This is a genomic window from Thiothrix litoralis (assembly GCF_017901135.1).
Classification (GTDB): domain Bacteria; phylum Pseudomonadota; class Gammaproteobacteria; order Thiotrichales; family Thiotrichaceae; genus Thiothrix; species Thiothrix litoralis.
Map to the genome: position 1 here is coordinate 511,173 of NZ_CP072801.1, position 14,551 is coordinate 525,723.

Annotated in this window: 10 protein-coding genes and 1 pseudogene; 8 read left to right on the plus strand and 3 right to left on the minus strand. The window is 52.4% G+C overall.

Going from position 1 to position 14,551, the window contains the following annotated elements; translation table 11 throughout:
* Positions 1–213 precede the first annotated feature (213 nt).
* Complete coding sequence (gene tnpC, locus J9253_RS02510; protein WP_210223160.1) at positions 214–1,626, minus strand: IS66 family transposase; 1,413 nt, start codon at positions 1,624–1,626, stop codon at positions 214–216.
* A 450-nt stretch (positions 1,627–2,076) separates the two neighbouring features.
* Between tnpC and J9253_RS02515 the strand changes: the two genes are divergently transcribed.
* The 8 genes and pseudogenes from J9253_RS02515 to J9253_RS02545 all read left to right on the plus strand — a co-directional run bounded on the left by J9253_RS02515 (position 2,077) and on the right by J9253_RS02545 (position 11,445).
* Complete coding sequence (locus J9253_RS02515; RefSeq protein WP_210223161.1) at positions 2,077–3,765, plus strand: AAA family ATPase; 1,689 nt, start codon at positions 2,077–2,079, stop codon at positions 3,763–3,765.
* The gene (locus J9253_RS02520) at positions 3,762–5,450 is read left to right on the plus strand and encodes an AAA family ATPase (RefSeq protein WP_210223162.1); all 1,689 of its coding nucleotides are present in this window, start codon (positions 3,762–3,764) and stop codon (positions 5,448–5,450) included. Before J9253_RS02515 ends, J9253_RS02520 begins: the two co-directional genes overlap by 4 nt.
* A gap of 137 nt (positions 5,451–5,587) precedes the next feature.
* Positions 5,588–5,947 (plus strand): annotated as a pseudogene (locus J9253_RS02525) (AAA family ATPase); the annotation flags it as partial.
* Positions 5,948–6,077: 130 nt separating this feature from the next.
* Positions 6,078–6,200, plus strand: a complete 123-nt coding sequence (locus J9253_RS21095; protein ID WP_266097369.1) for a hypothetical protein — start codon at positions 6,078–6,080, stop codon at positions 6,198–6,200.
* A gap of 94 nt (positions 6,201–6,294) precedes the next feature.
* Positions 6,295–8,055 carry a thiol reductant ABC exporter subunit CydD gene (cydD, locus tag J9253_RS02530; protein ID WP_210223164.1) on the plus strand — a complete coding sequence of 587 codons (1,761 nt, stop codon included), beginning with the start codon at positions 6,295–6,297 and terminating at the stop codon, positions 8,053–8,055.
* On the plus strand, positions 8,052–9,809 hold the full coding sequence (gene cydC / locus J9253_RS02535) for a thiol reductant ABC exporter subunit CydC (protein ID WP_210223165.1): 1,758 nt from the start codon (positions 8,052–8,054) through the stop codon (positions 9,807–9,809). Before cydD ends, cydC begins: the two co-directional genes overlap by 4 nt.
* A 73-nt stretch (positions 9,810–9,882) precedes the next feature.
* Complete coding sequence (locus J9253_RS02540; protein ID WP_210223166.1) at positions 9,883–10,587, plus strand: Crp/Fnr family transcriptional regulator; 705 nt, start codon at positions 9,883–9,885, stop codon at positions 10,585–10,587.
* Positions 10,588–10,671: 84 nt separating this feature from the next.
* Positions 10,672–11,445, plus strand: a complete 774-nt coding sequence (locus tag J9253_RS02545) for an HAD family hydrolase (protein WP_210223167.1) — start codon at positions 10,672–10,674, stop codon at positions 11,443–11,445.
* Here the strand turns inward: J9253_RS02545 and J9253_RS02550 are convergent.
* The gene (locus tag J9253_RS02550) at positions 11,423–13,360 is read right to left on the minus strand and encodes a peroxidase family protein (protein ID WP_210223168.1); all 1,938 of its coding nucleotides are present in this window, start codon (positions 13,358–13,360) and stop codon (positions 11,423–11,425) included. The two genes, J9253_RS02545 and J9253_RS02550, sit on opposite strands and share 23 nt — an antisense overlap.
* 145 nt (positions 13,361–13,505) lie before the next feature.
* The gene (locus tag J9253_RS02555) at positions 13,506–14,369 is read right to left on the minus strand and encodes a hypothetical protein (protein WP_210223169.1); all 864 of its coding nucleotides are present in this window, start codon (positions 14,367–14,369) and stop codon (positions 13,506–13,508) included.
* Positions 14,370–14,551: the final 182 nt, after the last annotated feature.

Consider the following 14,551-nt stretch of genomic DNA (forward strand, 5'->3'; position numbering starts at 1 on the left):
CTGATTTGTGTATAAAGAGATGCGCTGAGGTAGCTTTGGTGCATTTCGTAATAGCCATTGATACGCGGGTGTGAGCCGATAATATGACTCAACGTACTGCTGTAGGCTCGCATATGGCTGAGTAAAAAGATTCGGGAATAGGGTTGTGTCATAGGTTATTTGTTTCCAATCAAATTTTCAGGGGATTTGCTTGAATGTATGTAACTACTCAGTCTATCCGAAAACCGCTCTGAGGGACTCAAACGGATTTCGTTCCTGAAGTTTGTCAGTTTCCCACACAGAACGAATGACACAAAAAGCATCAGCACCGCCCATTGCCCGGAATCCACCCGCCACCTTGAGTTTGACTTTGACGGGTCGAACAGCTCGTTCAGCCAGATTGTTGTCAAACGGTATGTCAAACCGCTGAATGAATCGCAACACCGAATCCTTGAAATCGCGCAGACGGCATAACAAGTTTCTGGCAGGGTCTTGTTTGGCTTTACCTTGTTTAGTAGGGCTGGTTTTGGGTTGTTCGGGGAAAATCAACAGTCCGTGGTTCAGCCATTGGTCATAACGCTGCTCCACGTCGGCAATTTGCTCCGGCGACAGTGACGTTTGTTGTACTGCTTTTGCCTGTGCCACGGCTGTTTTGGCATCAATCAAGACTTGTTTGAGTTGTGCTGGCCATTGATGCTTGAGGGTTTCATCAAAGTAGTTCAACTCCCGCAGCAGATGCGTTACGCAAAGGCTGTGTACCACATGATCAAAGCGGAAATAAGGTTTCCAATGATCATGAACCGCAACGCCTTGAAATACCGGTAGGATTCCCGCCGCCGTCATTGCCTCCTGTCCGCGCCGTGCATGGGCAGTGTAGTAAACGGCTTCCGGGGTGGCTGCCACATGCAGCCATTGGGTCTTGCCTTGCGCTCGGATACCACTTTCATCAAAGTTCGCCACGGCACTGCTGCTGATGGTGTCCCGAATGTCCGTGTACGTTGTCGCAAGGTTTTCACTCGCCTGACCGATCCAGCGTTGCACACTGCCATCGGAAGGCTTGACTCCGTATTGGTCGGACACAATCTCCGTTACCCGTGACAGCGAAATGAAGTGACCTTGTACTAAACCCACCGTATAGGCTTTCAGACGTGCGCCGTAACTGATGTAAGGCGGCAGGGACGTTGGGAACTTGCCTTTATGAACGTTGCCGCAGCTACAAGTGCCAATGAGTTGGCGGTATTCTGTCACCACGATTTGCGGAGCCGGGATGTCCCATTGCTGGCGGCGTTCACCTGTGTCGAGCAGGGCTTCGGACAAGGGTAAGCCGCATTCACAATGCCCTTCGATACCATAATGTTCCACATGATCAGGCGATGGGTGCATCATGAGGCTATGGCCCTTGTGACCCGGTTGCCCGCCTTTAGGGCGTTGCCCTAGCTGGCGGGGCTGTGCGGGCTGGCGTTTCAGTCCATCCGATGACGGCGGTTTATGCGAGTTCTTGCTGTTTTTGTTGGCCTGTGATTCCAGTTCATTCACGCGGGCAGTCAACTGATCAATGCGCTCAAATAGCATCAATACCAACTCCACCAAATCGGCGTGGCTTAACTGCTGGAGACTTTCTCGTGTCGGACGTGGGAGTTGGTTCATACGGGTAGCATAGCTGATTTTTCAGGAGACTGAGTAGTTACGAAATATTCTTATATTAACGAATAAGTGTGTTATTTCAGATGGTGATGAAGGATTTAGATTTTCCCACAATTTTTTTATTTTATTTTCATAATTCATTAAGTACTCCTGTAAATAATTATGGAATAGAAATATTGGGGTGATACATCTGTCAACAGTTTATTGAACTGAAGCTATGTCTAACAAGCTATGCGAAAGCAGTTTTTCAGTATACGAAACCACCTGTGCTATGCAATAACTTGTCATCATCATGGCATATTTCCCCATTTGCTAATCAATTGCGCAAGAGTATACAGCCGACGAACGGTATGTGCATTATTTTTTATGGGCATCGTCTTTGTTGGTGGCAACACCGCCCGACTCACAGCAATATGCTATCATCTGACACATCACCACCGTGCAGGACGTGCCATGAAAATCCCCTACGGCTTGAGCAATTTCAAGAAAGTCATCACCGAAGATTTTGTTTATGTTGATAAAACCGCCTACATCGCCGCGTTAGAAGCCGATGGGCAGTACCACTTTCTGTTGCGCCCGCGCCGTTTCGGTAAAAGCCTGTTCATCTCGGCACTGGAGTATTACTACGACGTAAAACACCAAGCGGATTTCGACGCAATCTTTTCCCAACTCCACATCGGGCAACATCCCACCCCGACGCGCAGCAGCTATCAGGTGCTGTTCATGGAGTTCAGCGGGATTGCCACCGATAGCGCGGAATCGGTTTACCATGCGTTTACCCATAAAGTTGACTTGGCTTTGCAACGCACCCTTAAACGTTATCACTATCCGCCTGAAGCCATCGCCAGTGTTGCGCAAAGCCCGTCTCCCTATGAAAAGATGGAATCTTTTTTCAAAGCGACTGAAGAACAAAAGATTTTTGTGTTGATCGACGAATACGACCATTTCGCCAATTCGATGCTGGCGGATGACCCGAAGCTGTTTCAAAGCGTGATGGGGAAGGGTGGTTTCGTGCGCAGTTTTTACGAAACCATTAAAACAGCGACTCAGCGCGGCACAGTAGACCGAATATTCATCACAGGTGTTACCCCGTTGATGCTCGACAGCATGACCAGCGGGTTCAATATCGGGGTGAATTTGTCCTTGAATGAGGACTTTAATGCAGCGATGGGTTTCACCCAAGCCGAAGTCGCGGCACTAATACAACCGCTGGTGGATACTTGCCAATTGGATGCGGGGCTTTTACTGAACGACTTGGCGCATTGGTACAACGGCTACCGTTTCCACCCTAAAGCCCTCGAGACGGTCTACAACGCCAACATGACACTGTATTTCTTACGTAATTTCAGCGTAAAAAATTGTAGCTACCCCGAACAAATGCTGGACGAGAATATCGCCTCCGATTACCGCAAAATCATGGCATTGTTCAGCATCGGCGACCGTGAAGCCAATTACCAAGTGCTGGATGAGTTGGTCACGACTGGCACGGTAAAAGCCCAACAGCAACGCAAGTTTGAGCTGGACAAAAATTTCAGCCGTGATGATTTTATCAGCCTGCTGGCTTACATGGGGTTTGTGACCATTAGCGGTAGCTCCCTGACGCAAACGGTGTTCGCCATCCCTAACCATGTGATCCGCGAACTCTATTTCCACTACTTCAAGGTGGAACTGGAACGCCGCAACCAGATCAGCATTCCCAACCAGTCCTTGACGCAAGCCATTGAACTGTTGGCGTTGCAAAACGACATCCAGCCATTGCTGAATGAAATGCAGCGGGTGTTGCAGGTACTTTCCAACCGCGATTTCATGAAGATGGATGAAAAGCACATCAAAACCCTGCTGCTGACGCTGCTCTACCATTCGCCGGTGTATTACATCCAAAGCGAACGCGAAATGAATCACCGTTACCCCGACATTCTGTTGCTGGAGCGCAGCCCGTATGCCGTGCCGCACCAGCATTTGATCGAACTGAAATACGCGAAAAAGTCCGAGGGGGTGAAAGGCTGGGAAGCGAAGCGGGAAGAAGGCATTACGCAAGTGCAAGGCTATTTGCAGTTGCCCGAAATCGCTGCATTGCCCAAACTCAGCGCGTGGGTGTTATTGACCGATAGTGAACAACTGGACGTGGTGAAAATACAATGAAAATCCCCTACGGCTTGAGCAATTTCAAGAAAGTCATCACCGAAGGCTTTGTCTATGTGGACAAAACCGCCTACATCGCCGCGCTAGAGGATGATGGGCAGTATCACTTTCTGTTGCGCCCGCGCCGTTTCGGTAAAAGCCTGTTCATTTCGGCACTGGAGTATTACTACGACGTAAAACACCAAGCCGATTTCGACGCAATCTTTTCCAAACTCCACATCGGGCAACACCCCACCCCGACGCGCAGCAGCTATCAGGTGCTGTTCATGGAGTTCAGCGGGATTGCGACGGATAGCGCGGAATCGGTTTACCGTGCGTTCAATACCAAAGTCGATGTGGCTTTGCGAAACTTCCTCAAACGTTACGAGTATCCGCAACAAGCGCAGGCTGGAGTTGCTGCAATGACTTCTCCCTACGAGAAAATGGAGTATTTTTTTGGGGTAACAGCCAATCAGAAGCTGCTTCTGTTGCTCGACGAATACGATCATTTCGCCAATTCGATACTGGCGGAGAATATGCCGCTGTTCAAAACTATCGTCGGCAAGGGTGGTTTCGTGCGCAGTTTTTACGAAACCATCAAGGCCGCCACCCAGCGCGGCACGGTAGACCGTTTGTTCATCACGGGGGTTACGCCGATCATGCTGGATAGCCTGACCAGTGGGTTTAATATCGGCAAAAACCTGTCGTTACAAGAAGACTTCAATGCCGCCGTCGGTTTTACCAAGGATGAAGTAGCGGGTTTACTCCAGCCTTTAGCGGTCGATTGCCATCTGGATGCCTCAGTGTTGCTGAATGATGTGACCCGCTGGTACAATGGCTACCGCTTCCACGCGGATGCCCCTGAAACGGTTTATAACGCCAATATGGTGCTGTATTTTCTGGATAATTTCGACACAAAACGCTGTGCTTATCCGAAAAAAATGCTGGATGCGAATATTGCCTCCGACTATGGCAAGTTAATGGGCTTGTTCGGCATCGGCGACCGTGAAGACAATTACAAGGTGCTGGATGAGTTGCTCAACACGGGCGAAGTCATCGCACGACAGGCGGAAAAATTTGATTTTGACAAAGGTTTTTTTCGGGATGATTTCATCAGCTTGTTAGCCTATATGGGGTTTGTGTCACTGCAACGCGAAGAGTTGGCTGGTGAGGTGTTTGCTATCCCCAACCATGTGATGCAAGAGATGTATTTCCAGTATTTCAAAGCGGAACTGGAGCGCCGTAACCAGATTGAGATTCCCAATCGTGGCTTAGCATCGGCAGTGGCATCCTTGGCTGCGGATGACAATATCCAGCCGTTAATGGATGAGATGCAGCGGGTACTACAGGTGCTTTCCAACCGCGATTTCATGAAGATGGATGAAAAGCACATCAAAACCTTGCTGCTGACGCTGCTCTACCATTCGCCGGTGTATTACATCCAAAGTGAGCGCGAAATGAATCACCGTTACCCCGACATCCTGTTGCTGGAGCGCAGCCCGTATGCCGTGCCGCATCAGCATCTGATCGAACTGAAATACGCCAAAAAATCCGAAGGTGTGAAAGGCTGGGAAGCCAAGCGGGAAGAGGGTATTACGCAAGTGCAGGGCTATCTGTCTGTGCCCGAAATCGCCACATTGCCCAAACTCAGCGCGTGGGTGGTGCTGACCGATAGTGAACAACTGAATGTGGTGAAAATACAATGAAAATCCCCTACGGCTTGAGCAATTTCAAGAAAGTCATCACCGAAGGCTTTGTCTACGACGTAAAGTACCAAGCCGATTTCGACGCAATCTTTTCCCAACTCCACATCGGGTAACACCCCACCGCGACGCGCAGCAGCTATCAGGTGCTGTTCATGGAGTTCAGCGGGATTGCGCCGGATAGCGCGGAGTCAGTCGAGCGTTCGTTTACGCATAAAGTCGATGTGGCGTTGAAAAGCACGCTAGAACGCTACGCTTACCCAGCCGCAGCCATTGCCAGTGTTGATAAAAGCTATTCTTCCTACGAAAAAATGGAAGCCTTTTTTAGTGCGACCCGTGGGCAAAAAATCTTCCTGTTGATCGACGAATACGACCATTTCGCCAATTCAATGCTGGCGGATGACCCGAAGCTGTTTCAAAGCGTGATGGGCAAAGGCGGTGACCGTGAAGCCAACTACCAAGTGCTGGATGAACTCATTACAACAGGCACTACGTGGTGAAAGTTCAATAAGCAAAGGGTTTTTTGTGGTAGAATGAGAAATCGCTATTTTATCAGGATCCAGTAATTTTTACGTACCATCAGTACCTTACTGAGCAGGAATACCCACAAATTACTAGGAGCATACGATCATGAGCAAAGCACAGAAAAGTAATAAAGAAACGAAAAAACAACCGGTCATGACAGCGAAGGAAAAGAAAGTCGCCAAGCAGTCAAAGAAAGAGACCAAGGGTTTGTTGACGACGAATATGTAATATTCTCGCGTTATCACTTGATACAAAAAGGCTGTTCACGCAGCCTTTTTTATGGAAATTCAATAAGCTTTTCGTAACTGCTACACTCCCCGCCATGAGCACACAAGACAAACCCCACAAACCCGACCCCGCCATCACCAATGCCCTGAAAAGCTGGAAAACCCACTCGGGTTTCTGGCTAAAAGCGGCGGTTGCCATTGGCCTCGTTTCCGGCCTATTGCTGATTGGACAAGCATGGCTATTGGCGAAAACCGTCAACGCTGTCGTTTTCAGCAAGGCCACATTGCCCGATGTGATGCCGTGGCTATGGGGAATGCTGGCCATTTTTCTATGCCGTGCCGGGTTGGCGTGGGCATCGGAACAGGCCGCGTTTCATGCAGCGGTTCAGGTGAAACTCGCCATTCGTGAACAGCTTTACCAGAAGGTGCAGCAACTGGGCCCGGCGTGGTTGAGTGGCGAACGTTCCGGCGACATTATCAATTCCCTCAGTGACGGGGTGGAAGCGCTGGAAGCCTATTACGCCCGCTATGTGCCTGCGATGGCGTTGATGGCGTTGATTCCGATGGCTTTACTGGTGTTTGTGTTTGCCAATGACTGGATTTCTGGCTTGATTATGCTCGGCACTGCGCCGCTGATTCCGCTGTTCATGATTCTGATCGGCAAAGGCACGGAGAAGCGCAACCAGCAGCAATGGCAAGCGCTGGCACGTATGAGCGCCCATTTCCTCGACGTGATTCAGGGCTTGACCACCCTCAAGCTATTTAACGCTAGCCGTCGTGAAGCGCGGATGGTGGCGCAAATTTCCGACCAACACCGGCTGGCTACCATGTCGGTGCTGCGGGTCGCGTTCCTGTCGTCTTTTGTGCTGGAATTCTTTTCCACCGTGAGCATTGCGATTGTCGCGGTGTTGATCGGTTTCCGCCTGTTTTGGGGGGAAATGGACTTCTTCTACGGCTTTTTCGTGCTGTTACTTGCCCCTGAATTCTACTTGCCGCTGCGCAATATGGGCACGCAATACCACGCGCGGATGCAAGCCATCGGCGCGACAGAACGGATTGTGGCGATATTGGGGGAAACGGTCGAGACGCGGGATGGGACGCGGGATGTCATATCTGCCAACACTCATACCCCTATTCACTTGCAAAATCTCACCTTCACTTACCCCGACGGTCGCCAAGGCGTGAAGGACTTGAACCTAACGATTCACCCCGGTGAAACCCTCGCGCTGGTCGGTCTCAGCGGTGCGGGCAAGACCACGCTGATCAACTTGCTGATGGGCTTTTTGCAAGCACAAAGCGGGCAAATCCTGCTCGGCGATACACCGTTGAACACCATTGCACCGGAAACATGGCGCAAGCAGTTCGCATGGTTGCCGCAAAAGCCGCAACTGTTCCCCGGCACGGTGGCTGACAATATCCGTCTCGGTCAGCCGCAAGCCAGCCTTGACGCAGTGCAAGCAGCGGCGGAACAGGCACAGGCGCACGCCTTCATCCGTGCCTTGCCGCAAGGTTACGACACGGTAATCGGCGAAGCGGGGCAAGGCTTGTCAGGCGGGCAAATCCAGCGGATTGCCTTGGCACGCGCTTTCCTCAAGGATGCGCCGCTGGTCATTCTCGACGAAGCCACCGCGAATCTGGATCGCGAAAGCGAAACCCTGGTGCAAGCAGCCGTGCAAAAACTCGCGGTTGGGCGCACCCTGATCATGATTGCCCACCGCTTGCGCACGGTGCAGGATGCCGACCGCATCGCCGTCATGGATGACGGGCAAGTGGTGCAAACCGGCACGCACGCCGAATTGCTGCAAACCTCGCCAGTCTACCAGCAGATGGTGAACGCCTACGGAGGTGAAGCATGAAAGACCTGATCCGCTTACTGCGCCTGTTCAAACCGTATCAGGGCTGGATGTTGCTGGGCATGTTACTGGCGTTTGTTACCCTGATGGCGAATGTTTTGCTGATGGCGGTGTCTGGCTGGTTCATCACGGCGATGGCGATGGCGGGCGTTGCCGGTGTCAGCATGAATTATTTCACCCCGGCAGGGCTGATTCGTTTTGCGGCGATTGCCCGCACTGCCGGGCGCTATGGGGAACGGCTGGTGACGCACGAAGCCACCTTCCGCATCCTTTCCGAATTGCGGGTGTGGTTTTACCAGAAGCTGGAACCGCTTGCCCCGGCACGGCTGGAAGCTTACCGCAGCGGTGATTTGCTCAGCCGTATTCGTGCTGACATCGACAAGCTCGATAATGTTTACTTGCGTCTGTTAGTGCCGGTGGTCGTGGCAATGTTGGCAACGCTGGTGTTTGTGCTGGTGCTGTGGTTTTACGACCCGTTGCTGGCGCTGGTGGAATTCACCTTGCTGATGGTTGCCGGGGTCATGGTGCCGTGGTTGATGAACCGTTGGGGGGCAAGCACCGGGCAGCAGATGGTGACGACGGCCGCACAGATGCGTTCGGCGTTGGTCAACGACTTGCAGGGCATGGGCGAATTGCTGGTGTATGGCGCGGCGGATGCCCATGCGGCACACATTCGCCAGTTGTCGCAGGATTTGGCGGCGCAACAGCAAAAAATGAGCGGCCTGCAAGGCATTGCGCAAGGTGCTTTGGGGTTGTGTGCCAATCTGGCGATGTGGGGCATGTTGCTGGTGGCGATTCCGTTGGTGTCGGAAGGTAAATTGTTGCCGCCGCAATTGGCGATGCTGGCGCTGTTTGCGTTGGCGAGTTTTGAGGCGGTGATGCCGTTGCCACTGGCTTTCCAGACATTGGGTGAAACCCTCGCGGCAGCACGGCGTATTTTTAGTCTGGCTGATATGCCGCCAGCGGTGGCCGAGCCAGAACAGCCGTTGCCTGTGCCGGAAACGCTGCATTTTGCATTTCGGGATGTGGATTTCCGGTATCAGCCTGAGGGAACTGACGTTCTCCACAATATCTCGCTCGACCTTCCCCCCGCGCACAAGTTGGCCATCGTTGGGGCTACCGGGTCGGGCAAAAGTACCCTCGCCAGCTTGTTGCTGCGTTTTCGCGAACCTGTTAGTGGCGAAATCCTGCTGGATGGGCAGCCGCTTCAGCAGTATCACGGTGAAGTTTTACGTCAACACATTGCAGTCGTATCGCAGCAAACCCATTTGTTCAACACCACCCTGCGTGAAAATCTGTTGTTAGCACGCCCGGATGCGGGTCAAGAAGCACTCGATGCCGCCTGCCAATTGGCGTTGATCCACGAGTTCATCAGCAGTCAACCGCAAGGTTACGATACTTGGGCGGGTGAAACCGGGGTGCGTTTGTCGGGTGGGCAGGCGAAACGCATCGCGATTGCGCGTGCCGTGCTGAAAAACGCTGCGGTGCTGATTCTCGATGAACCCACCGAAGGGCTTGACCCGGAAACCGCGCAACAAGTGATGGCAAATCTGGTCGTCCACGCCACTGCCCAGCGCCAAAGCCTGTTACTGATTACCCACCGTTTGCACGGGTTGGAGCAGATGGACAGCATCCACGTCATGGACGCAGGGTGTATCATCGAGTCCGGTACGCACGCGCAATTGCTGGCAGCCAAGGGTCATTACCAACAATTATCGGTTAGTGGCAAGTTGTTGGTTGAAAAAATAAAAACCTGAAATCCTTGATAAAGCGCAATGCGCCAGTATCAGCAATCTCTAATACTGAGGGCTGATACAGGAAGGATTAGATATGCATTTACAGCAAAACAACGGGCAACTGAAACCTTGCCCAGTACACGAATTCGCCCTGTTTGCAGAGCTGGGGGATGCTTTCAGTGAGGCATTGAAGGCCGTGGATAGCGACATTATTGAGTACAACGCGGGGGAAACCATTTACGCAGCGGGCGTGAGTGCGCAGCATATTTATCTATTGCGCGAAGGGTACGTCAAACTATTCAAAACCACGTTCAGCGGCAAAGACCAGATTATCCGGGTTGTCAAAGCGGGCGAAATTTTTGGCTTTGATGGGCTGGTCGACATCCGCTATAACCACAGTGCCGTGCCGCTGAAGCGTGCTACCGTTTGCCGCATTGCTGTCGACAAGTTGGATGCACTGGGAGCGCGTCGCCCTGAAGTCGAACGTTTGATCATGGTGCGCTGCATCAAGGAATTACAGCACGCAGATGAGCGCTTGCTGGAACTGGGTGCAAAACGCTCTGACGAACGCTTGGCCTCTTTCCTGTTAGCATGGTGTAACACCACGTCGTCCGCCAGCCGCTGGACACCATTGGTACTTTCCCGCCTCGAAATCGCTCAGTTGCTGGGCTTGACCATCGAAACCGTCAGCCGCCTGTTCGCCCAGTGGAAACGCGAGGGGCTGGTGGAAGAACGGCAGCAAGCCATCCAGATCATGGATCGCAACAAAATGAAACAGGTGGCGGACAGCCAGGCTTGAGTCAGCCATAGCACGCATGGGCTATTTTCTTCGGTTTTGCCATTGGGCTAGAATCTTGCCTAACGTAAACCAAGGGAAACCACCATGCCACAACTGACTGCACTACTGTTTGACGTAGACGGAACCCTCGCCGACACCGAACGTGACGGACACCGCCCAGCCTTTAATAAAGCCTTCCGTGAAGCCGGTCTGGATTGGGATTGGAGTGTCGAGCTGTATGCTGACCTGTTGACGGTAACGGGTGGCAAAGAGCGCATCCGCTATTTTGTGGAAAAATACCTGCCGGATTTCGCCCCGGAAGAGGGCATTGCCGAGTTCGCGGCGCGGATGCACAAGCGCAAAACCCATTTCTATCTGGCCATGTTGCAAGCGGGTGAAATTCCATTGCGGGTGGGGGCGGAACGCCTGATTCGTGAAGCGCGTGCTGCCGGGTTGCGCTTGGGAATTGCTACCACCACGACCCCGGAAAATGTCACTTACCTGTTGAAAGCCACCTTGGGTGAGGCATCTATCGGCTGGTTTGAGTGCATTGCTGCCGGTGATATTGTGCCGAAGAAAAAGCCCGCGCCGGATATTTACCTGTATGCGATGGAGATGATGGGCTTACAGCCTGAAGAGTGTCTGGCGTTTGAAGATTCCGACAATGGCATCCGTTCTTCCACGGCGGCTAATCTGAAAACCATTGTGACCATCAATGACTACACCCGTGACCATGATTTCAGCAAGGCAGTTTTGGTGGTTGACCAGTTTGGCGAGCCAGATAAGCCGTTTACCGTATTGAGCGGTGACGCAGGCAAGCATACCTGCGTCATGATCGACTTATTACAGCAAGTGTTTAGCCAAGAAACCCATTCCTGACGGATTGCATCAGGTCACGGATTTGCTGTGCAGTCAGAGGTTTGTCAGACTGCATCATTTGCTGGCTCATATCGCTCATTGATGAACGGTTGGTATTCACGCCGAGTGATTGGACGACACTGCTGCTACGTTGAGTGACCGGCGACTGCTGGGAACTGCTGGTCGTTGTCGTCGCTATTGCAGCTTGTGGCTGTACACTCAGGTGACTATTGGATGCCACAAACGCATTTTCCTGCACGTTGTCGAAGTCAGTGTTGCGCTCAATAATGTCAGACAGCTTTAGGTTGTTCAGGTCTTTGAGCTGTTGCCCCGAGAACTGGTTTTGGTAGAAGAAACGGTCGCCATCACGTAAACGGGTGAACTGGTCAGTCAGAATCGCAGTGAATGTTTCGCCAAATAGAGAATCACCTGCCGGTTTTTCCGCCAAACCCGCTACCCACAAGTCCACATCCGCCGGGCTGTCGTAAACGCTTGCCAGTTTTGCGCCGAAGCCTTCACGCCAGACATTGGAGTCGAAACTGTTGACAGGTGTCAGGCCAAGTGCTTCCCGTGTATCGCCGTAGCCTGCCAAGCCGTGGTCACGCCCGCGCTGGATATTGAGGGCAGCCAAGTCAAACCCACCTTCGCCCGGTTGCCCGAACAGGAAGTTACGCACATCATCCACAATCATCGGGTCGGCCGCTTGCGCGGTTTGGGAGGCAGCACCACGCAAGATAGGGTCAATACCCGCTTCCTGCACTTTATCCGGGCGGAAGAAGGCATCCCGTAGTGCTACGTTGCCTTCAGGAATTTCCTGACCATTTTCATCCAGTCGTAGCAGCGTGGAGGAGAGCATAGAATGCCCCAGACGGAACGCGGCTGTAGCAAAGGCATTGTCGATTTCAGGGTTGACATCGGCTTTGTAGCCTGTGTATCGGGGGAGGGCATTATCACCTAGCAGCGCAGGTAGGAATTCGTTATAGGTAATGGCTTGCATCTCGGCGACATTGGTTTTACGGGCTTCTTGATAGATTTGCTCATCGCTCCACCTGGGGTGTTGTTGCGCCAGTTCGTCAGCCAGACGGTTATGTTCGCGTACCCAGAGGGTCTGCATGGAGGTTAGGCCGATGTTTTCGTTAGCACGCTCATCTCCGGCAATAAACTGGTTATTTTCCATCGGCATCATGTCGCCTGTGGACATCAGTAGTTTGCCACCTTCATGAGAGCGCAGTGCATCAGCGTGGGCAGCATCAGAGCCATAAACGTTAGAGCCATCAATGAAGGCTGTGATGGCATTGGTTTGCTGGCTTTGCCCGTTAGCATCGGTAGTGCTGATGCTGCGTGCAAAGTTCAGGCTGGCGGTTCCGCTATTGTTGGGGTCAAAGTACGGGTCGCCTGCGGGAATGGCAATATTGGCGTAGTCTGCCGGGTCGGCGCTGGTGGGTGTCAGGGTTATGTCATGGTCGAGGAATTGCCCCCACATCCAAAACAAATCGCTCAGACCCTTGCTATTAGCCGTGTTGCCGTCCTGTGCCACAACCGCATTGCTGACATCGCGTGGGTTTGGCAGGCGTTGTTCAGTTGTGCCACCGGGTTCACGGCTGCTGTCCTGTGGAACGGTTTTGCGCAAGTCGCTGCGGTTGGCGGAACCCCATTCAGGATTTTTCTTGTTGTTACCGGTGCCATCTATGCTGCGGTATTCAGTGGTATTGGATGCATTGCCGCAATTTTGGCGCAGTTGTGCAATCAATTGCTGGATCAAGTTGAAAATACTTTGTAACGGGTTTTTGTTGCCACCGTTGTAGTCGGGCAATTGAAACAGTGCACCGATGGCCTGTGGTGTTACGGTTTGGTTACGGTTGGATTTGCTGCTAGAGCTGGAAGTTTGCCCATATCCTTGCGATGAGGAGCGGGCATTATTGTCAATGGTTTGCATGTCATCAGTCCTTGTTTGGTTCAGTCCGTTGAAAAAATTCTTTAATTAATTGTGCCCAAAAAATACGCCAGACGAGGCTGGCGTAGCAAGGTTGACATCTCCCACCGCTAAGGTTTTGAAGATAAGCGGTTACTGATGAATAGCGTTAGTAAGCACTCAATAAGGCTTGGGCGCGGTAAGTGTTCAGGCGGTTGCGCCAGCCGGGCAGCCATTTGGCTTCGCCACGTGCTGGCGAGGAATTGGCGATACGGCGAGTGAGCACTTCTTCGGCTGCACGGGCAAATTCATCCAGTGCTTGAGGGCCTGCCGTTACCGGACGCATGGCCAGTAATACTTGCAACAAACCCCAGCCTTGCCCGTTGTAGCGTTCGGTTGGGCTAGTACCTTCGCCTTTGAAGTTGACGTAATCCAGCAGTGGGTAGAGGCCGCGTTGGGTTTTTGCGATGGCTTGATAATTGTTGAGCACCCGGTCACGATCCTGTGGCGCGACTTGTGCCAGCATGGTTGGCAAGGCGCGGGTCAGACGTTCTGACATGTAATTGGCCTGGATATTCATGGTCTGTTGCAGGAATGAGCGCAATTGTTGCATTTCCGGGTCGTTACGTGCCCGTTCAAAGGCTGCTTTGTTGATCCAGGGGGCGCTGCGGGCGGGGCGGTTGGTCAGCCATGCTGGAATGGGTACGCCCTGCGCTTTGGTATAGTCGATCAGGCCGGGGAAGGTTTCGGTGTAAGGCCCACGATTCCCGGCAGGATACCAGATGAAGTGCCCAATGCCGAGGGAGGCGAATTCTTCGCGGTCGTTCCAGACCACCAGCAAGGTCGGATTGCCGCTGGTTTCGTTTTTGTAAACCTTGTCCGCAATCCAGTTCAGATCTTTGGCGGGAACCACGGTGGGAGTGGGAGTGGGAATGGAGCTGGGAGTGGGGGAGGTAACTTGCTGGTTCATCGGTGCGCACGCAGATAACCCCAAGCCAGCGATGATCGCCAGCGACAATACTATTTTTTTCATGATAAGCCTTTGTTTTCTTGTAAAATGGAAAAGGTATTCACGCCAGAATACCTGCGTGGATTCAGGTTCATCCGTCTTGCGCGAGATACCCCGTCCTTCAGGTCGGGGAGGGATAGCGCGTCGGCGGAGCCGACCCTGTTCTCGCTCCTCTTTTCGTTTACGCTATTTTGGTTAAACAGGCA